Here is an 18,691-nt window from a genome sequence, read left to right as displayed (position 1 = left end):
CCGCCAAACAACCCGCACAAAGCGACACCTAACCGCCTTTGGGGTGGGTCAGTTTTCGATGCAAATCCTGGGTCAGGATTCCGTGCAAATCAACAGTACGACTTAGGAATGGTCCAGGACCTACCGATCCCGGACCGGATCAAGCGCGTATGTTACCCACCGAACTATTTTCGAGCGCTTCAGTGGCGACAAGAAAACCCTCCGGTCGCGTGATGCGATAACGGAGTTCGTCGCTCAGTTGCCGCTCTGACGAATGTCGAATCATCGAGGCACGGCAATCGGCACAGTGTTACCAAGCTGGACCGTTGCCTTCTGCTAAGGCAGGGGCCGGCCGTTGGCGGTGCCGCAGTACTTCAAGAACACGTACCAGCGCGTGGTGTACTACACGTCTGACAACCCGCAGACGCTGAACGCCGCAACGCCCGGCCATGACTTCTCGGTGGGCCAGTTCTTCCCGTACATTATCAACAGTGACTATTACGGCCAGCGCGTGATTCCGGAGAATCTCGGCAACGTGGAATACAACATCTGCAATGTCGATCCGTCTTCGTGCCTCACGTACACCGCGCAGGACATCCTGACCAACGCGACGTACGCGCAAGTTGTTCGCGACGGCTTTGCCTCGTTCTTCTTCCACCCGTCCTGGCTCGAGCCAGACGTCGGCACGCCAGGCTTCACGGATTTCCAGAGCATCATCGCTGGCATTACTTCCCTGGGCTATACCTGGGCGGATGCCAGCACGGTGCAATAGCCGGCGTCTAGCGGCCTTCCGCCATCGCTCTCAGGAGCGGTGGTGGGAAAGCACATTCGCATGAGCAGGCCGGCGCCTGCCGGTCGCGCCTAGGCGGAAAAATTAGAGGCGCTGTACGCGACAATTGAACTGCTGGAAAATGTCGGTATGCCGTTTCGCCGACTTGTCTCCGCACCGTTCAAAAGCCCTTCTGTCATAGTAGCCGGGGCCTGCTTGCTGGTCTCCGCCATCGGCGGACTTACCGGCGCGGCTCTATACGAAATGCGGCAAGACGCGCTTGGGCGCGCGCGGGAGTTGGCCGGAAACATTGCCTTGATCCTCGAGCGAGACATCGCGCGAAGCATCGAGATATACGACCAATCGCTGCAGGCCGTGATTGATGGGGTGGACTCGCCGGAGGTGATGGCGCTTCCGCCGGCGATGCGTCAACTTGTACTGTTTGACCGCTCGTCGAACGCCAAAAACCTGGGCTCTATGTTGGTGATCGACACCAAAGGACGGGTGGTGGTTGACTCTCGGTCCGTGAAACCTCGTGCGGTGCAGCTGGCCTGGCTGGTCTCAGGGCACCGCCACAACCGCCATCCCGCGCGGGATATTGCCGGTGGCCGCCGAGCCGTTCGTCACGGCGGTCAGCTTGCCGGTGGTGCCATCAATGCTGTATGCGGTGACAGTGTTGTCCACGCCGCTGACCACATAGGCGAAAGTGCCGGCGTGGTTCACGAGCGCTCGGCCATGGCTCCCCCGTTTTCCGACACGCGTTTTCCGGAAGAATAGAAACTCGGAGCCACATACCGACATAGTTCAATTGACCGACAACGCCCTCCGCTGCATGGAGGGGAACGTACAGTGCACGTCTATTTCAAGCGTTTGGCGCCATACTTCGCCTCCCTCGCCCGCTACTCATTGACCTCCAACAGCCGATCCCGCAGCGGCTTTACCTCATTGCGGGCGAAGGTATTCCCATACAGTGCGGCTCGATTCGTCGCCCCACGCCCAATCGATCGTCTCAGTTCCCGCAGCGCTTCATACGCCCAAAGAACCACGCGCTCCCAGGTTCCAGTTACCCCAGCTAACCTTGGCTCGAATCCGGCTGGAGGTCGGCGAGAAGCTAAACACGAATAAGCGTTTCATCACCGGAACAATCCTGACGCGCTTGCCGCAAAGGCGGCCGCCCACCCTCACGGGTATGCACCCTGCAGACCCTTGCCCAGAATGGACAGGCGGCCAGCGATTAGTTTTGCTCACGGCCCAACGCAGCGGGCGGTAACGTCAACTGTTTCAAGCCTGAGACAAATTGGGACCACTGTTGCGTCCGGCCGGCTGTCCATGTCATACAAACCTCGGTGAATCCAAGCATTCGGGCACATGGCCTGCATATTGCTCAGTGGCTGGCATGGCAACGAAGCACGATTGCCAGATAGAAAAATAGCCGGCAGGAATCGGCGGCGGCCATTGCAACTGGACGCCGACAAACCACCATCACGATATCGCCGGCTGTCATACCTAAAGCAACACCGGGGGAGTCACCATGTCAACGCCATCGTCAGCACGAAGGCCTAGCCGGGCCTGGCTCCGCAACTTCGCTGAGCCCGCGCGCATTCATCCGCATCCCACGTCGTAGCCGCTGCGCCAACCGCGCATCAACCACGTGCTGTACCGCCACGGGCGCACAGCACGCGGGGAGCGTTCGCGCGCATTCTTCCAGGCGCGTGCCGACCGTGCATCCAACATCGAGAGGAGGCCAACCACCGCGAACCAGCACACATCCTGTTTCCAGTTGGGTTGCCCGCCTTTCTCGTGCATGACCGGCCGGGCGCCGAGACGATTTTTCAAGGAGTTCCGACATGAAAACACTTGTACTCAAGACCGCCCTGGCCGCCGCACTTTGCTCGGCTGCGGCAGTGGCATCGGCCGCATCGACCAGCTCGTCATTTGGCGTGTCGACCACGGTTAATGCCATCTGCATCATCAATTCGGCCAGCGCGTTGACCTTCGCCGCCTTCGACCCGAGCCAGGGCGCACAGGCGTCAACCTCGTCGATCAGCGTGAACTGCAGCAACACCACGCCGTTCAACATCAGCCTCGATGCCGGCGCCGGAACCGGTGCCACGGTGGCCAGCCGTGTCATGACCAGCGGCAGCAACACGCTTACCTATTCGCTCTTCCAGGATTCGGGGCACACCTCCGTCTGGGGCAACACGGTGGGCACCAACACCGTGGCGGCCACGGGTGCGGGCATGGCGCCCGCCAACGCCATCACCAAGACGGTCTACGGCCTGATCCCGAGCCAGCCGAACACCGTGCCGGGCAGCTACGCCGACACCGTGACGGTAACGGTGACGTACTGAGCTGACCATCAAGGAAAACCACGTCCTTTGGGGGGACCATCATGCAAACACCTGCCATCAGAGCCTTCGTGGCCATGGCGCTGGGTCTGACGGCGGCGGCGGTCTCGGCCGCGACCACCACCACGACCTTCAGCGTCTCGACCACTGTCAACGCCACCTGCGTCATCAATTCGGCCAGCGCATTGACCTTCGCAGCCTACGACCCAAGCCAGGGCGCCCAGGCGTCGACCTCGTCGATCAGCGTGAACTGCACCAACACCACGCCGTTCAACATCGGTCTGAATGCCGGCACCGGTACCGGCGCCACGGTAGCGAGCCGTGTGATGACCAGCGGCGCCAACACGCTCACGTACTCGCTCTACCAGGACTCGGGGCACACCTCGGTCTGGGGTAACACGGTAAGCACCAACACCGTGGCGGGCACGGGGGCGGGCATGGCTGCCGGCAACGCCATCACCAAGACCGTCTATGGCCTGATCCCAAGCCAGCCGAACACCGTGCCGGGCAACTACGCCGACACCGTGACGGTGACGGTGACGTACTGAAGCCGCCCCGGGCCCGGGCACCCGTCCGGGTCCGAGCGTGGCTTTGCCAAACATCCGAACTGGCGGAGGAACCATGTCAATCCTGCCCATCCGAGAACACATGCGCCGGCTCACCACGGGGGTGGCCGGCGTCGCCCTCGCCCTGGCGTTCACGCTCACACACGCCGCGAACTTCACCGTGACCCCGGTTCGGGTCGAGCTCTCACAGCAACGCCCCAGCGCCGCGCTGACGGTCAAGAACGAGATGACCGACGAGCCCGTGGTGGTCGAACTGCGCACCGTAGCGTGGACGCAAAACGGCGGCGAAGACACCTACGCCCCAGCACAGGACCTGCTGGCCACGCCGCCGATCTTTACGCTGGCGCCGGGCGCCACGCAGGTCATCCGCGTCGGCTTGCGCCACCCGCCCGCCGATGATCGCGAAGTGTGCTACCGCCTCTTCCTGCGTGAAGTGCCGCCGCCACCCAAGCCGGGTTTTGCCGGTGTGCAGATCGCGCTCGAAATGCGCCTGCCTGTGTTTGCCAAACCGCGCGCGCCCACCGCGCCGCAACTCAAGTGGCGCGCGGAGCCGCAGCCGGACGGCGCAATGGCACTCGCCGTCACCAACGATGGCACGGCGCACGCACAGGTGGCCAACCTCGTCGTCACGGCAGCCGGTGTCGAAAAGCCGGTCGGTACGTATCCCGAATTCGCCTATGTCTTGCCCGGGCAAACGCGGCGCCTGCTACTCAAGCGCAGCCCCGGCGCACCGGCGCTCAATGGCGGCGCGCTGCATCTAAAGGCGTACTCCGATGCCGGCGACATCGATTCAGCCCTGGCGCCCGAAACCCGCTAAGGCGATCACCGCCTTGGCGATCGTGGCCACCGCCCTATCGGGAGCAGGCATGACACTCGCAAACGACGCGCCGAGCCCGCAGAGGTCCGGCCTCATCGCCGCCGGCGATATCGCCGAGCTTCTGCTGCAGTTCGACCTCAACCAGCAGGGCATGGATGACACCGTGCTGCTGCTCAAGGGCAAGGGCGGAGACCTGTACGCCACGGCGGAGGACCTGAAGCGCTGGCGCCTGCGCCAGCCGGAAGTAACACCGCTCACCCACAACAACGAGCCGTTCTACCCGCTCAAGGCCATCACAGGGCTGTCGTACCAGCTCGACGAGACGCGTCTGACCGTGACGGTCACAGCCCCGGCGCAGGCATTTCTGCCCAACACCTTCGACGAGACAAACAAGCCCGCCACGCTCGTCGTCAAACCTGGCCTCGGCGGCTTCCTCAACTACGACTTGCTGGCAGAGCACGCCACCGGCCAGACGCGTTCCTCCGGACTGTTCGAGGCCGGCGTCTTCAACGGTTTTGGCGTGGGTGTCGCCAGCTTCGTCGCCAACAGCGGCAGCACCGGCGACAGCGACCGCCGCCTCATCCGGTTGGAAACCACCTGGACCAAGGACCTCCCCGACCGCCTCACCAGCGTGCGGCTGGGCGATGCGATCAGCCGCGCCGGCGCGTGGGGCCGCAGCGTGCGCTTCGGCGGCATCCAGTACGGCACCAACTTCGCCGTCCAGCCCGGCTTTGTCGCACTGCCGCTACAGAGCATCGGCGGACAGGCCGCTTTGCCCTCCACCGTAGATGTCTACGTCAACAACGTGCTGAGTTCGCGCAAGGAGGTCGCCCCGGGGCCGTTCTCGATCACCAACGTGCCTGTGGTGACGGGCCAGGGCGACGTGCGCGTTGTCGTGCGAGACCTGCTGGGGCGCGAACAGGTCATCAGCGTGCCGTTCTATGCGAGCGCCAGCCTGCTCGCCAAGGGATTGCACGATTTCTCGTATGAAGCCGGGGCCGAACGCAGGAACTTCGGCACCGACAGCAACGACTACGGACGCGCCTTCGCCGCCGCGACCCACCGCTTCGGATTCACCGAATGGCTGACGGGTGAAGTCCACGCGGAAGCGCAGCTCGAACGGCAGACCGTCGGCCTCGGCACGGTGATGCTGGCGCCATCGGTCGGCGTGTTCAGCGTGGCAGCCGCCGCGAGCCGTGGGCGGCAAGGCAATGGCGGTCTCATCTCCCTCGGCTTCGAGCGGCAAGCCAGCCCGGTCAGCCTGGGCGTGCACACGCAGCTCGCCAGCCCCCGCTTCACGCAGCTCGGGCTCGAGCCGGGCATGCCTGCACCGCGCCTGCTGAGCAGTGTGAATGTCGGCATGGCACTGCCGGGCACTGGCTCGCTGGGGCTGGCCTATGTCTATCTGGACAACCGCGACGGCCACCCGACCCAACTTGCCTCGGCCAGCTACGGCACACAACTGGGGCGCTTCGGTTTCATCAGCCTGGCCGTCTCCAAGACGCTGCATCAGCCCGGCGGCCTGATCGTCGGCCTGAACTGGACGCTGCCACTGGGCGAGCGCACGACCACCTCAGTCAACCTGACCCAGCAACAGGGCCGTACCGATGTTCAGGCGCAAGTGCAACAGGGACTGCCGCCCGGCGACGGCTTCGGCTACAGCGCGCGCGCCAGCCAGCTCGGCACGTGGGACGTCGCTCTGAACGCGCAGAACCGCGCCGGCACCTACCTGCTGGAAGCGGCCGGCGACCGCGGGCAGGCGGGTGTGCGGATGGGCGTCTCGGGCGGCATCGCGGTGCTGGACGGCCTGCATCCGAGCCGCCGCATCACCGACAGCTTTGCAGTGGTCAAGGTGCCCGATTTCCCCAACGTGCGGATCTACGCCGACAACCAGTTGGTCGCCAAGACCAACCCTGGCGGCGACGCGCTCATCCCCCGGCTGCGCGCGTACGAAAAGAATGCGATTTCGTTGGAGCAGCTCGACCTGCCTTTCGACGCCAAGGTGGGGAGTCTGTCACTGGAGGCCGTGCCGTATTTCCGCAGCGGCATGGTGCTGGAATTTCCGGTCACGCATGCGCGCGACGCGCTGCTGACGCTGAAGCTGGAGAACGGCAGCGACCTGCCCGCCGGCGCCACTGTGCAGATCGCCGGGCAGAAAGAGGCGTTTCCGGTCGGCAACGACGGTGTGGTCTACCTCACCGGCCTGGCGGCGCAAAACCGTCTGCATGCGAGCTGGCTTGGAAAGTCGTGCGATATCACCGTACCGTTCGCCCCGGGCACCGAACCGTTGCCCGATCTCGGCATCTTTGTTTGCAAGGGAGTCCAACCATGACACGCTTTTCAAACGCGATGCGGCCGCGGCGCGCATCTGCCCGGGCCCTGCTGGCCGGCGCGGCGCTAGCCACCCTGGCGCTATGGGCGCCCAGCGCGCTGGCCGTCAGTTGCAGCGTCACCGCCAACGCGCTCAGCTTCGGGGCCTACAACACCACCAGCAATCTCACCGGCACCACGACCGTCACCATTACTTGCGGTGCCTGGGGCGGCGCCTCGTCGATCAATTACACACTCTCGGCCAGCGTCGGCTCCGGCGCCTATGCCAACCGGCAGGTGCTCAATGGCAGCAATGTCATTACGTACAACCTGTACACCACCTCCGCCGACACCAGCATCTGGGGCGACGGGAATGGTGATGGAACGGCCACGCTCTCAGGGACGGTGACCAAGCAGGTGGGCACCGTCAACCTCACCATCTACGGCAAGATCAACGGCGGACAGAACGTGGTGCCAGGCAGCTATACGACCACGGTGCCGATCACGGTCACGTTGACCTATCAATGACGCAGTGCGCGCCTCGCCGGCCCAGTCGAGTGCCCAGAACGCATGCAGTTTGAAAGGAAGGAACATCATGAAACGGACCGTTATCCGCCCCGCCAGCCCGTACCTGCAACCGATCGGCAAGACGGCCTTGCTCCGCCTCTTTGGCCTCGTGCTCGCGCTCACATGGCTGGCGGCACCAGTCGCCCCGGCACTTGCCAAGACCGCCACGAACCATATCGCCGTCGGCACCACCGTGCAGCCTTACGCGCATCTGACCGCGACACAGCCGAACCAGCTCGTCATTGCCAACAAAGACGTCAACCTGGGCTACGTGAACGTGCCGAACACCAGCAATGCCAGCGGTACGCAGTTGACGATCCACACCAACGACCGCGCGGGCTACACGCTGGTGTTCCAGGTTGCACCTGCCCAGCAGGCGCTGTTCAAGTCGATCCAGGTCTTTGGACTGGGGACGACGGTCACGCTCCCAGCCACCGGCGGCAAGGTCACGATGACCTTCCCGGGGCCGACGGCCAGTTTGTCCCTCACGTACCGCTTCAACCTGGTCAACAAGCTGAAGGACGGAACCTATGCCTGGCCGTTGACGATCCTGAGCCAGCCGAACTGATCAACAGAGCCACGCAAGCGCGCTGGGTTGTGCGCATGGCCTTGGCCATGCTCGAATCGAATGTGCCATTCCAGCCGAGCGGAACAGCACGCGGGTCCGCCTCTCGGGTTGAGCGGATTCACGGACATTCAGACATGCGCATTTCCGGCAGACGGACTCTCCTCAGCAGAATAGAACCACTTGCCTGCTTTGCCTAGCCCAACCTGGCCGCTGTTGTGCTCGATGGAGACAATCTCAAGCCTGACTGGGTGTCAGGCAGCTCGCCCCACCGCGAACGTACATGCCCGCATCGCTGACATTGTTCGCAGCCTTCAAGAAGGCAGTCAGGCTGTCGCCTGTCGGTCATGCTCCTTCGCTTCTGATCGTGCCTCCTTGGCGAGCACAGCCGATGACAGGGGCCAGCGCGCCCTGACGGCGCGCGGCCGCACGCGAAGTCAGCGATGGAGCCCGGATGGGATGAGTTTAGGGATGAGCTACTCGGACCAGACTGCGTCGACATCTCGCAGCAAGTGGCCCGCGAGGATGTAGTCCCCAAGGTTCTCGGCTTTTACCTCTAACCTCTCCAGTTCGTCTGCTGGCAAGCGGTCCAAGTCGAACTGACAGTAGAGGTTCCGCTGCCGGAACGTGGCTTTCGCACACGCAAGGCCAGCAACGAGCGCCGCAGGTGATTTGACTGCGATGCTCTCGTGGCCGCGAAACTCCACGCGAATCGGCAACTGTCGGGAATAGGATGCGGCGCCTGGACCTGCACTGATAGCATCAGCTAAAGAAAGCACTGAACCCGTATGGGCATGGCCCGAACGGCCTCGTCACTCAGTAGTGTTCGGACCATCCTATTCGGCTCGTGAAGAGATACAGGATGTAAACACATCTCAGCAAATGCAGACAGTCCCTAGTCTTCCCACAGAATCATGACGGCATTGCCCTGGAGGCGAGCTTCCCGCAAGAAAACGCAAAGCGGCTCGTACAGCCAGGCATGGCCGACACCGTACGGCCCCTCATGAGGAAACAGGTTGATGAAGAACGCTTCGCCGAGTTGCTCAAGCTGCGAAAGAAACGCGCTCGCCAACTCGCCGCTGACGGAGCCGGCGTTCGGATCATCGGCTCCGTTGTCCTCAGCATGCGAATCACCGGCGAAGAACTTCGCTGCAGGGTGACCGATGCTGCCAAGCTTCGATGCCCAGAAGCGTATCGAATCCTCGGCGTCAAGTTGCGGCGCATTCTCGATACCAAGCATGTTCATCGCTTCATACCAGTCTGCTTTCGTTCGGCACGTGCTCAACAACTGGCCAAACTGCAAGAAGGATTCCTCGCTAGGGGTCAGCAGGATTCGGTACCAGCCCGGCCACAGTCTCCCAACGCGTTCGCCAACTGGAAGCAATGCATCTCGTAGGAGGCCGAGACTCGGCAGAAGCCGTGGCAGTCTGTGGTCCAGCATCAAGGTAAGGCGAGCCACTCCATGTTTTACGTGTGTCAGTTTCCTCACGATTGGCGCGAATACTTCCTGCGAAACTCGACGGGGGTCATCGACGTCAGGACCTTGAACATACGACGCATATTCGAGTCGCTACTGAATCCGAGGTCCGCGCTGATGGTACTGACCGGCATGGATGTCAACACGAGGCGCTCGCTGACCTGGTTCAACTTTACCCGGCGCGCATACTCGGCGATCGTGACGCCAGTCTCGCCAACGACCTTGCGCGCCAATGTGCGCGCTGACATGCCAAGTGCTTCTGCCAGGCACGTTACGGTGATCGATTCTGCCGGAAGCCGCCCAACCAAGTCGTGCAGCCGGCGCAGCATCGGGCTGGCCTGTTCCATCAGACTCATCGCCCGGAACGCCTCGTGCGTCGGGGCCGGACGCGGAAGCACCATCAGCGTAATCAGGTCATGCAAGGCCTCATCGCTTACGTGTTGCTTGATGAGCTCCTGGGCGATAGGGAGATAGCCGCTTACGCCAGAAGCCGTTGCCGTGCGCGTGTTGACGATGCAACTCCGCTCGACCTGCCATCGGACCTTGCCATAGTGTCTTTCCATGGCTTCTGCCGCCCACCATGTCACTGTGGCGGGCTGGCCGTTCAACTTGCCGCTGGCGGCCAGCAGGCAGACGCCGGTGCAATAGCCCCAGAGCCGCTTGCTACGGCCAAACATCGCCAGTGCTCTGATCAACGCAGCACTCGCGCCGAGCACGTCTTCTATCTGCGTAGCCGACTCAGCCCAGAAACCCGGCACCAACACAGCGTCGAGCGCGGTTTTCTCCAATGCATGCGTGGCATGTAGAGAGAGCCCTTGTTGGCAAACGACCTCAGCAGGTTGCAGCGAAACATAGCGCAACTCAAAGACCGCTCTCCCTGCACGGCGGTTGGCCGCATGGAGTAGATCGGAGAAGGCCAGCAAGCCCGCCGGCATGCAATGCGGATAGAGAAGCAAGCCAATCCGAAGCGGTGGAGGCATGGCATAAAATGAATTAAATATGTCTGATCGTGCCATTCTGGCAGCCGATGAACCTCAGCACAATGAATGCGTATCCGGGAGACGTGTTCATGAAAATCCAACAACTACGCAATGCCACCATCATCGTGGAGATCGGCGCCAACCGCATCCTGATCGACCCCATGCTTGCGCCCAGACATGCGCTACCGCCACTGCGACTGTCCGGCGCGCGGCGGCGCAATCCGCTGACCGAGCTTCCCGACGTCGCCTGGCCGGCTCTGGAATCCGTGACGCATTGCCTGATTACCCACTGCCAGCGAGGGCACTTCGACCACCTGGACCGCGCGGCGAAGCAATGGCTGCGCGACCGGAAGATTCCCGTCATCTGCACGCCGCATGATGCTGGCCACCTCATCGAGCGTGGTCTGAACGCGCAACCACTGCATCATGAGCATGAGCAGCCGGGCCCCTTCCTAGGTGGCACGATACGGACCGTACGTTGTACACACGGACGCGGGCTGATTGGCAGGCTGATGGAGCATGGCGTCGGGTACCTGATCGAGTCACCCGGCGAGCCTTCTCTGTATTTGAGTGGCGATACTGTACTGACTCCCACTGTCAGGGACTTCGTTGTGCAACACCGTCCCCAGGTCTGTGTGATACCCACAGGCGGTGCGCGCTTCGATCTCGGCGGCGAGATCATCATGGGTATCGAGGATGTTGTCGATTTCACGCGTTTGGCTTCCGGCATCGTGGTTGCGAATCACCTCGAAGCACTGAGCCACTGTCCCGTGACGCGTGACGACCTCAGACGCGCTGTCAGGGAAGCCGGGGTCGAAACGCGACTACGCATTCCAGCCGATGGTGAGACACTGGAATTCCACAGCACGCTGAGCTGAGCGTGATGTCTTTCCCGCGAAGGCGGGAAGCCGGCGTCGTTAAAGTCACCAGGTCCCCGCCTTCGGGGGGCGACAAACGCTAGGTGCTGTCGCGAATTTGGAAAGACTCAATCGATCGCCAAATTTGGAACATTCTGATGGGCCGTGAGCACTGCGGTGTTGTCAAAAAGGCTTTTCATTTATTGCTTCATACGGTGCTCTACCGCCCGTCTGCCTCGGACAGTGCGTGGACTGGACCCGCGATCTTACAAAACTCGCACACCATGCTGCGCGCCAACTCCACGATAGTCTCGTGTGCTTGCAGGCCCGCCCCAACTCGCCATGAGGCGACGATTGGAAGTGCGGGTAATGGCGGTTCGATGTCGAGCACAGTCAGTGTCCCACAGTCGATTTTATCCCGTACCAATACTGTAGGTAGTGCGCCAACACCGAATCCATCATCCACAAGCCTCGTCATCGCCGCTATGGAGTTGACGCAATTGATGCGCGGTGACTCAATGCCGTTCAAATGCAATAGATTCAACAAATCTTGGTGCGGACGAGAATTGCTGACAAACGTGATTAGCCGCTCTTGTGCCAAATCCTTCAATGACGCATAAGGACGATCCAACCGAGAGTTGCTCGCCACGACCCATCGAATTGGATATCTTGCTAGTTCGACATTGCGAATGCTCTCTTGTCGCAAGATTTCCGTCTGAAAAACAATATCCAAGGTCCCTTTCTGTAGTTGCTCTACCAGGTGCGTGGCGCTGTCTGCCACCAACTCGATCTCTAAAGCGGGAAATTGCTCTACAGTCCGCGAAATTAAGGGGCTAAGCCAAGTGTGTATCACACTATCCATGGCGCCTATCCGAACGCGCCCCTCGAACCCGGCGTGTTGCGTAACGGCCGCCTGCAATTCGTGAAGCGTTGTCACCATGCGCTCAGCGTATTCGAGGACTTTGTATCCGTCCGGCGTGAGTTTCACACCACGCGCGTCGCGGTCAAACAAGCGTACGCCTAGTTCCTCCTCAAGCGCTGCAATGCGCGAAGAAACAGATGCCTGCGTAGTAAACAGTTTTTCTGCCGTCAATCTAAAGCTACGCAGTCTCACTACCCAAACAAAGGTTTCCAAGAACCGGAGATTCATTTCGAGCGTCCTTCTTTCTGCTGATCTTAGATATTATCGTCCGCGTTCCACTGAGGGAATCAATTCCCTAAAGTCAAGGACGCAACGAGAGCCCTTTCCTTCAAGCCTGGGACGCCTGTATGGGCCCGATCTTGCCGACTAACGGCAATGCCATAGCAGGAAACGGCCACGGTGTTTACCCGCCCCCGATGTGACGGCGACCTGCTCTATCCCGTTCCTGCATCACGTACACATCGTCCAAGGTCGGCAGCGCGCTACAGGCCAAAAGTAAGCGCAGGGCAGGGCGAATCACCGCACGCGCAGGCACGAAAGTGCTGTTAGTGCGAAAAAAACGTGAGTGTTTGCCGACTCATCCTGACATCGGGAGTCATGGTGTCAATCCGAACGGCAACCGAGGGCACGTCGAAAAATCCATGTCGATCCCGTCGCGAACCTACCGGACAAGGTCAGGGTTGTCACAGGAATTGAGGTTTGTGCACGCCGCCAGCTTCTCCTTTACACCTGTATGACACGCACGAACAGTTCCAGCACGCGCAGGCTTTCGTCGAGGGCCTCGTCGGGGTTTTGTCCCCAGCTCGCGAATTGGCCGTCGATGTGCATTCGCGCCAGTCCATATGCCAGCGCGCGCAGTCCGAGCACGTACCGGTCGATCTCGCCGGAGCGCAAGCGCCCTTGCTGTGCCGCGGCTTCCATCAACTGCCGCATGGTTGTACGCAAGCGGTCGTTGCGTTCGCGTATGCCGGGACTGTCGAAATCAATCACCGCACGCGTCGAGATGATGGAGGCTCGGATACCGCGTGTTCGTGATGCCTTTCCGTCCAAACGGCAAGCCTCTGCACGTGCACGGGCTTCTGTCGCAATTCCAGCGGACGGCAAGGCGCAACGCCGCGCAGCTTGAGGCTTTCGCGGGATTGGGCGTCCCATTGGTTGGCATCGATCCGGCGATGTCGCTCGTGTACAGGCAGGAATACAGGAAAGTTCCAGGGATGAATGCGGAGATCGACGTTCTACTACCTCAGGAATGGCTGCGCGACGCGGTACTGGCCCAGAAGCCTCGGAGTGCCGTCAAGCCGTCGTTCAGGCTTTTGCCACACTGCACGGAGCGCACGAATGCGACTGCGGCGACGGGCTTGTGGGCAGAGATATTCGCCAAGGCGGGGCTCAGTCTGACGATGCCGGCGAGCGGCCGCTGCGGCATGTCGGGCACGTATGGGCATGAAGCGCGCAACCGTGACACGTCGGCGGATATTTTCGCGCTCTCGTGGGCGCGGCATGTCGATCAGGCCCGACCCGGCGAAGCGGGCCATGGTGAACTCCTCGCGACCGGCTATTCGTGCCGTTGCCAGGTGAAGCGGATGCGAGGGGAGCGTCTGCGTCATCCCATCGAGGCGTTGCTGGACCTATATAATGAAGAATCCGGACAGCGCGCCCCGGACTGACCTTCGTACCCTAGCCGATACTTCGAGTCGGCCAGGCAAACAAAGAAGCCAGGCACGAAGCGGGGCAATCGGGGGCACGAAAAGGGTAAGCGCGAATTCCTATCATAAGCCCGTAGGTTATGAACTCCGGAATTCACTGCGCGATTTCCATATACGGGTGGGCAAACTGTCCTTTCCCACATAGCGAAATTCCAAGCCCGGCATCTTCCGCCCCCATCCAGGTGACGCGAGCCGAAATCGCGGGCGGACATCGTACTCCCGAAGTCACCTTGGGGCAGCAGACAATTGTCGGAATTGCCTGGGATGCCTTATGAATAAAGGCTTTGCGAGGAAACCGTCAGATTTTGCACGAAAAGGACGATTACCCCGAGATGGCAAAGCAGGTTGGTTCTTTTGCAAAGGTGGACAGCCATGTTCGAGCCATGTTGAAAAAAACCCGGAACTGTAGGAAAAGGCGAAAGCCGAATTTGTCGAAGCAGCGACAAAGCCTCGTTCCCAAGACAACAGTCCAAAGCAGAGCAACTAGATCACCACGAGAGCCAGATCACATCATCCGCTTTACGGCACTCATTGTTGCACTAAGGCTTGGGCTGAACGGGCTCCGACGGCCGGCGCGACAAGCGCTACGATTCGCGCGGGAGTAGTCGACGGTGAAGAGGGATGCGCTGTCGACGGAGGCTTCCGCCGGCCCTTGTCGGCCAAAAGAAGACTCTCACCTTTATGACGGCCATTCTGAGAGGCGGTCACAGCGAAGCTTCGTCCACGCAAGGCAATGGCTCACAGTTTAAGAGGACAGGGAATGGGATGCCGACTTCAGGTTGCATCGGATGTCCGGCGCGATGGCCTCGGACTTGAACTGCTGAACGATAGTGGAGAGGTGGTTGCTGAGGTCTTCCGGCGCGATGCTAACAACTCGCTGGAAGTCTCCTTATTCGATAGCGGCTTGCCCTTCGTCGAAGTCGAGCGCTTGTTCAGGATTGCTCGAACCGAACTCGGCGCGTTTGAGGATGGAACTGCACTGCCGGCCCCGCTGGCTTAGCCTAGCGCCGTCACAGCATGGATGGCGAACGCGCTGCAGTCAGCGTCCACCTCAGGCCAGGAATGGTCATTTGAAGTCACCGCCAGCAGCGTCGGCAACAGTCCCCACTCTTGTAGTCGAGGCCGTGACGTTTCACCGTCGATATACTCTCCAAAAATAAATAGTTGGAGGTGGCGACCTTCATGAGCGAGCTCTGGATGGACCTGACCAGAACGGTCGTTATCGAAAACTCGGGGGCGGGGAAAAGCTGCTTGGCAGAACGCATCGCTGGCCGTTTTGATGCCGCCTATGTCGATCTAGACCTGATTCATTGGCTTCCCGGTGGGTACGACTTAGGAATGGTCCAGGACCTACCGATCCCGGACCGGATCAAGCGCGTATGTTACCCACCGAACTATTTTCGAGCGCTTCAGTGGCGACAAGAAAACCCTCCGGTCGCGTGATGCGATAACGGAGTTCGTCGCTCAGTTGCCGCTCTGACGAATGTCGAATCATCGAGGCACGGCAATCGGCACAGTGACTCGTTCGGGGGGGCGACAACAGTGGCCGTTTGCCGGCTGGGCCGCCGACCGCATCCGGCCGGTTGTTGTCGGCCACCGTTTCCGTCGAGCAGCCATTTGAGAGGCGGTTTCGATCACATATCTGCCAGCGCGCGCAACTTACCAAGCTGGACCGTTGCCTTCTGCTAAGGCAGGGGCCGGCCGTTTGCGTCATTGAGCGAAATACTGCGGCCGATCGAGGTCCACAATTAGGCCCGGCTGTTTGGGCTCCCAGTTCAGTACCTGACGCGTAAGCTGACTCGACGCCCTGTTATCGACTGCAGCGAAGCCGGCAAACCATCCGAAGTGCTCGGCTGCTTGTTCCGACGTGATGCTGACGATCGGCAGCCCTAGGCGGCGACCGATCACGGTGGCGATATCGCGGAACGGTAGCCCCTCTTCGCCGGTTGCGTGATAGCGGGCCGCGACGCCTCGCTCGGCAGCCAGCCGGAAGACTCTCGCGGCATCCAGCCGGTGCACCGCCGGCCAATGGTTCAAGCCCTCGCCGATATAGGCCGACACGCCTTTCTCGCGCGCCATGGCGATCAGCATCGGCACAAAGCCGTGGTCGCCGTCGCCGTGTACCGAGGGCGGCAGGCGAACCACCGACACGTTCGCGCCGCGCTCCATCAGCCCCTTCGCCGCAACTTCCGTCGCTACACGCGGGAACGGCACCGTATCCATGTCCGGCACCAGTTCCTCCGTAAGCACACCGCTAGATGCAAACAGGCCGGTGCCGGAGGTGATCACCAGCGGCCTGCCGGATGCCGCCACGGCCTCGCCCATCGCCTCGATCACCTGGCGGTCGTTTGCACAGTGTTCGGCAAACTTGGAAAAGTCGTGGTTGAACGCCGTGTGGATCACCGCGTCTGCCTGCTGCACGCCGCGCAAGATGCTGTCGAGATCGTCCAGATCGGCAAAGTGCGCCGTCGCACCGGCAGCACGCAGACGTGCCGCGCCAGCCTCCGACCTTGTCATTCCGATCACCGAATGACCCGCGGCCAGCAGTTCGTCGACCACGGCTGACCCTATAAAACCCGTTGCACCGGTTACGAAAATACGCATGGAAAGAACCTCCTCGTTGAGCTGAGGAGCATTCTTGCCCTATGATTTATACGGGTAAAGTAGTGACTTTATACTGGTATAGGAGCTAACAGGATGACCACGACGGCCACAGGCGAGAACCCGCTCGGCGCCTACCTGCGCGACCGCCGCGCCAAGTTGGACCCGGCTGCCTTCGGCATCCCGCCGGCCCGTCGCCGCACCCCAGGCCTGCGCCGCGAAGAGGTGGCCCAACGCGCTAACGTCAGCGTCACTTGGTACACCTGGCTTGAGCAAGGCCGAGGCGGCGCGCCGTCCGCCGAGGTACTCAACCGCATTGCCCGCGCCCTGCTGCTCACCGACGTTGAACGCGAACATCTGTTCCTGCTCGCCCAAGGGCGACCTCCCGAAGCCCGCTACCAAGCGAGCGAGGGCATCAGCCCAACTCTGCAACGCGTACTGGATTCGCTTACTTTCAGTCCCGCTCTGGTGGTACGCGCCTTTACGCGCGACATCATTGCCTGGAACCGCGCCGCCAGCGCCGTCTTGGTGGACTACGCCGCCCTGCCACCCAAGCAGCGCAATGTCTTGCGCCTACTGTTCTGCAACCCCACCATTCGCAGCCGCCAACCGGATTGGGAAAGCGCTGCCAGCCTCGCCGTCGCTACTTTTCGCGTCGACGCCGCCCGCGCCGGTGCGGGCGTCGCCGCAGAGATCCACTCCCTGGTCGAAGAACTCTGCATGGACAGTCCGGAATTTGCCACGCTATGGCGCGAACATGATGTGCGCGGCTATGGCGAAGGACTCAAGACCATCAATCACCATAAGGTCGGTTTGCTATCGCTCGAATATTCAGCGTTCTCCGTAGATGGGCGACCGGACTTGAGTATGGTGATCTATACGCCAGAGACGGAAGCAGACGCGGCCCGTGTAAGAAAGTTGGTTGCCGCGTCTTCTTGATGTCTCGGCTCAACATGCTGAACCGCCCGGATTTCGTGGAAATCGTTGGCTCCTGTTCAGCATGCCGTTGCTCTGGCGAAACTACTGTCCTTGGGCTGCCGAGTTGAGCGACGGCTCCGCCACGATACCCGTCGTCGCCTCATTGGCGGAGCGACCGGCAGCAACGGCCATGAACGGTTCTTCGTCTCGGTGTCTGCATAGCGGCCCTTCGGCGGTACAGTGGCGCTCCGCGCGTCCGCGCGAGGGTATGATCGGTCTTTAAATCCATCGATTTCGGCATGCTCGCGCTCAAACTAACGCTTGTCCCGCTGTTCTTGCTTGTCGTTTCGATGTCGGGTAACTGGTGGGGGCCCTCTATTGCTGGCTGGTTGGCGGGTCTACCCGTGGTCGCCGGTCCGATTCTATTCTTTCTTGTGCTCGCGCATGGCCCGAACTTCGGCGCGCGCGCTGCCACGCTGTCTCTTTCCGCAATCCTCGCCTCAGAAGCATTCAATTTTGCCTATGCATGGACCTGCCGCTCGCGTTCGTGGCAGGAAGCACTAGCTGTCGGGCTCATTATGTGGTTTATCGCCGCGTGTGGCTTATCAATGCTGCCCAATTCACCTATTTGGGCAGTAATTGCCGCCTTCGCTGCTGTGTGCTTCGGCCAGTCGTTCTTGCCGCGCTGCTCGGAGGCCTCAGCAACTGCGCCGCTTACGCGGTCAGACCTGATAGGCAGAATGTTTGCTGGCGCGGTCCTGACGTTACTGGTTACCTCAATATCCGATTGGGCGGGGCCTGCATGGAGCGGTTTGCTCGCGGTATTTCCACTGCTGGGAATCGTTTTATCGGTGTCTTCACATCGCGCACATGGGCCGGCCTTCGCGATTTCGCTTCTTCGAGGCATGGTGCTTGGCAGATTCTCATTTGCAGCATTTTGTTTGCTGCTTTCGTACGCACTGTATTACCAACGTCCACTTGTGGCCTTTGCCGAGGCCTCGATCTTGGCGATGATTGTGCAGGGGGGAACCAAGCGACTAGCAACGATGCAGCGCGCAAGAACAGCGGAGCCGACCGTCGCTTCTACGGATTGATGCTTCCATCGAAGCTCGATGGTTGGGTGTTCGCTTTCGTGTGCATCGACCGTTTCTTCTGTGTCGATTGCGATCACCGCTGGGGACGTGACTCAGGTCATCTTCTGTGGTCATTAATGCGTCCGCAATTCTGGTTGCGGACGCAATCCTTTCAACCTACGACCTCGGAGGCCTGGACACCGATTCTTGGACGCTTACGAAGGAATGGAGGAAGC

General features: G+C 61.1%; 19 protein-coding genes. 14 read left to right on the top strand and 5 right to left on the bottom strand.

Annotated elements, in window-relative coordinates; genetic code table 11:
- Positions 1 to 340 precede the first annotated feature (340 nt).
- The 8 genes from AB0305_RS10875 to AB0305_RS10840 all read left to right on the top strand — a co-directional run bounded on the left by AB0305_RS10875 (position 341) and on the right by AB0305_RS10840 (position 7,924).
- Positions 341 to 751: a DUF2334 domain-containing protein gene (locus AB0305_RS10875; RefSeq protein ID WP_366172930.1), complete on the top strand. Its 411-nt coding sequence runs from the start codon at positions 341 to 343 to the stop codon at positions 749 to 751.
- Between the two features lie 213 nt (positions 752 to 964).
- Positions 965 to 1,525 carry a hypothetical protein gene (locus tag AB0305_RS10870; protein WP_366172929.1) on the top strand — a complete coding sequence of 187 codons (561 nt, stop codon included), beginning with the start codon at positions 965 to 967 and terminating at the stop codon, positions 1,523 to 1,525.
- A gap of 1,070 nt (positions 1,526 to 2,595) precedes the next feature.
- Positions 2,596 to 3,099, top strand: coding sequence for a spore coat U domain-containing protein (locus AB0305_RS10865; protein WP_366172927.1), 504 nt, complete (start codon positions 2,596 to 2,598; stop codon positions 3,097 to 3,099).
- Positions 3,100 to 3,140: 41 nt separating this feature from the next.
- Positions 3,141 to 3,644, top strand: a complete 504-nt coding sequence (locus tag AB0305_RS10860; protein WP_366172925.1) for a spore coat U domain-containing protein — start codon at positions 3,141 to 3,143, stop codon at positions 3,642 to 3,644.
- A gap of 73 nt (positions 3,645 to 3,717) precedes the next feature.
- Complete coding sequence (locus AB0305_RS10855) at positions 3,718 to 4,479, top strand: molecular chaperone (protein WP_366172923.1); 762 nt, start codon at positions 3,718 to 3,720, stop codon at positions 4,477 to 4,479.
- Between the two features lie 49 nt (positions 4,480 to 4,528).
- Positions 4,529 to 6,811, top strand: a complete 2,283-nt coding sequence (locus tag AB0305_RS10850; protein WP_366172921.1) for a fimbria/pilus outer membrane usher protein — start codon at positions 4,529 to 4,531, stop codon at positions 6,809 to 6,811.
- Entirely contained in the window at positions 6,808 to 7,317 is a 510-nt protein-coding gene (locus AB0305_RS10845; protein WP_366172919.1) for a spore coat protein U domain-containing protein, read from the top strand. Before AB0305_RS10850 ends, AB0305_RS10845 begins: the two co-directional genes overlap by 4 nt.
- A gap of 67 nt (positions 7,318 to 7,384) precedes the next feature.
- Positions 7,385 to 7,924 carry a hypothetical protein gene (locus tag AB0305_RS10840; protein ID WP_366172917.1) on the top strand — a complete coding sequence of 180 codons (540 nt, stop codon included), beginning with the start codon at positions 7,385 to 7,387 and terminating at the stop codon, positions 7,922 to 7,924.
- A gap of 892 nt (positions 7,925 to 8,816) precedes the next feature.
- Here the strand turns inward: AB0305_RS10840 and AB0305_RS10835 are convergent.
- A complete protein-coding gene (locus tag AB0305_RS10835) occupies positions 8,817 to 9,224 on the bottom strand; it encodes a hypothetical protein (protein ID WP_366172915.1) in 408 nt (135 codons plus the stop codon).
- Positions 9,225 to 9,406: 182 nt separating this feature from the next.
- Positions 9,407 to 10,414, bottom strand: a complete 1,008-nt coding sequence (locus AB0305_RS10830; protein WP_366172913.1) for a helix-turn-helix domain-containing protein — start codon at positions 10,412 to 10,414, stop codon at positions 9,407 to 9,409.
- 53 nt (positions 10,415 to 10,467) lie between these two features.
- Here AB0305_RS10830 and AB0305_RS10825 point away from each other — a divergent pair, with 53 nt between their 5' ends.
- Positions 10,468 to 11,256 (top strand): MBL fold metallo-hydrolase, encoded by a 789-nt coding sequence (locus AB0305_RS10825; RefSeq protein WP_366172911.1) that lies wholly within the window; start codon positions 10,468 to 10,470, stop codon positions 11,254 to 11,256.
- Positions 11,257 to 11,455: 199 nt separating this feature from the next.
- Here AB0305_RS10825 and AB0305_RS10820 read toward each other — a convergent pair whose 3' ends face one another.
- Together AB0305_RS10820 and AB0305_RS10815 are read right to left on the bottom strand one after the other, a co-directional pair.
- On the bottom strand, positions 11,456 to 12,385 hold the full coding sequence (locus AB0305_RS10820) for a LysR family transcriptional regulator (RefSeq protein WP_366172909.1): 930 nt from the start codon (positions 12,383 to 12,385) through the stop codon (positions 11,456 to 11,458).
- A gap of 495 nt (positions 12,386 to 12,880) precedes the next feature.
- Positions 12,881 to 13,147 carry a TetR-like C-terminal domain-containing protein gene (locus AB0305_RS10815; protein ID WP_366172907.1) on the bottom strand — a complete coding sequence of 89 codons (267 nt, stop codon included), beginning with the start codon at positions 13,145 to 13,147 and terminating at the stop codon, positions 12,881 to 12,883.
- Positions 13,148 to 13,182: 35 nt separating this feature from the next.
- Between AB0305_RS10815 and AB0305_RS10810 the strand changes: the two genes are divergently transcribed.
- The 3 genes from AB0305_RS10810 (at position 13,183) to AB0305_RS10800 (ending at position 15,306) form a co-directional block, all read left to right on the top strand.
- The gene (locus tag AB0305_RS10810; protein WP_366172905.1) at positions 13,183 to 13,824 is read left to right on the top strand and encodes a (Fe-S)-binding protein; all 642 of its coding nucleotides are present in this window, start codon (positions 13,183 to 13,185) and stop codon (positions 13,822 to 13,824) included.
- Positions 13,825 to 14,623: 799 nt separating this feature from the next.
- Positions 14,624 to 14,863, top strand: a complete 240-nt coding sequence (locus tag AB0305_RS10805) for a hypothetical protein (RefSeq protein WP_366172903.1) — start codon at positions 14,624 to 14,626, stop codon at positions 14,861 to 14,863.
- Between the two features lie 182 nt (positions 14,864 to 15,045).
- Entirely contained in the window at positions 15,046 to 15,306 is a 261-nt protein-coding gene (locus tag AB0305_RS10800) for a hypothetical protein (RefSeq protein ID WP_366172901.1), read from the top strand.
- Between the two features lie 267 nt (positions 15,307 to 15,573).
- On the opposite strand, the gene AB0305_RS10795 is transcribed toward AB0305_RS10800, so the two are convergent.
- The gene (locus AB0305_RS10795; RefSeq protein ID WP_366172899.1) at positions 15,574 to 16,467 is read right to left on the bottom strand and encodes an SDR family oxidoreductase; all 894 of its coding nucleotides are present in this window, start codon (positions 16,465 to 16,467) and stop codon (positions 15,574 to 15,576) included.
- A gap of 93 nt (positions 16,468 to 16,560) precedes the next feature.
- Here AB0305_RS10795 and AB0305_RS10790 point away from each other — a divergent pair, with 93 nt between their 5' ends.
- Together AB0305_RS10790 and AB0305_RS10785 are read left to right on the top strand one after the other, a co-directional pair.
- Positions 16,561 to 17,403 carry a helix-turn-helix transcriptional regulator gene (locus tag AB0305_RS10790; protein ID WP_366172897.1) on the top strand — a complete coding sequence of 281 codons (843 nt, stop codon included), beginning with the start codon at positions 16,561 to 16,563 and terminating at the stop codon, positions 17,401 to 17,403.
- A 278-nt stretch (positions 17,404 to 17,681) separates the two neighbouring features.
- Positions 17,682 to 18,476 carry a hypothetical protein gene (locus AB0305_RS10785; protein ID WP_366172895.1) on the top strand — a complete coding sequence of 265 codons (795 nt, stop codon included), beginning with the start codon at positions 17,682 to 17,684 and terminating at the stop codon, positions 18,474 to 18,476.
- The last annotated feature ends 215 nt before the right edge of the window (positions 18,477 to 18,691 follow it).

The organism is Arthrobacter sp. NPDC080086 (genome assembly GCF_040702285.1).
This window is presented reverse-complemented; position numbering and strand designations above follow the sequence as displayed.

Excerpts from the sequence above, each read along its gene's own strand:
- AB0305_RS10865 (WP_366172927.1), top strand. The coding sequence starts at position 2,596 with ATGAAAACACTTGTACTCAAGACCGCCCTGGCCGCCGCACTTTGCTCG.
- AB0305_RS10860 (WP_366172925.1), top strand. The coding sequence starts at position 3,141 with ATGCAAACACCTGCCATCAGAGCCTTCGTGGCCATGGCGCTGGGTCTG.
- AB0305_RS10855 (WP_366172923.1), top strand. The coding sequence starts at position 3,718 with ATGTCAATCCTGCCCATCCGAGAACACATGCGCCGGCTCACCACGGGG.
- AB0305_RS10850 (WP_366172921.1), top strand. The coding sequence starts at position 4,529 with ATGACACTCGCAAACGACGCGCCGAGCCCGCAGAGGTCCGGCCTCATC.
- AB0305_RS10845 (WP_366172919.1), top strand. The coding sequence starts at position 6,808 with ATGACACGCTTTTCAAACGCGATGCGGCCGCGGCGCGCATCTGCCCGG.
- AB0305_RS10840 (WP_366172917.1), top strand. The coding sequence starts at position 7,385 with ATGAAACGGACCGTTATCCGCCCCGCCAGCCCGTACCTGCAACCGATC.
- AB0305_RS10830 (WP_366172913.1), bottom strand. The coding sequence starts at position 10,414 with ATGGCACGATCAGACATATTTAATTCATTTTATGCCATGCCTCCACCG.
- AB0305_RS10825 (WP_366172911.1), top strand. The coding sequence starts at position 10,468 with ATGAAAATCCAACAACTACGCAATGCCACCATCATCGTGGAGATCGGC.
- AB0305_RS10820 (WP_366172909.1), bottom strand. The coding sequence starts at position 12,385 with ATGAATCTCCGGTTCTTGGAAACCTTTGTTTGGGTAGTGAGACTGCGT.
- AB0305_RS10805 (WP_366172903.1), top strand. The coding sequence starts at position 14,624 with ATGGGATGCCGACTTCAGGTTGCATCGGATGTCCGGCGCGATGGCCTC.
- AB0305_RS10800 (WP_366172901.1), top strand. The coding sequence starts at position 15,046 with ATGAGCGAGCTCTGGATGGACCTGACCAGAACGGTCGTTATCGAAAAC.
- AB0305_RS10795 (WP_366172899.1), bottom strand. The coding sequence starts at position 16,467 with ATGCGTATTTTCGTAACCGGTGCAACGGGTTTTATAGGGTCAGCCGTG.
- AB0305_RS10790 (WP_366172897.1), top strand. The coding sequence starts at position 16,561 with ATGACCACGACGGCCACAGGCGAGAACCCGCTCGGCGCCTACCTGCGC.
- AB0305_RS10785 (WP_366172895.1), top strand. The coding sequence starts at position 17,682 with ATGCTCGCGCTCAAACTAACGCTTGTCCCGCTGTTCTTGCTTGTCGTT.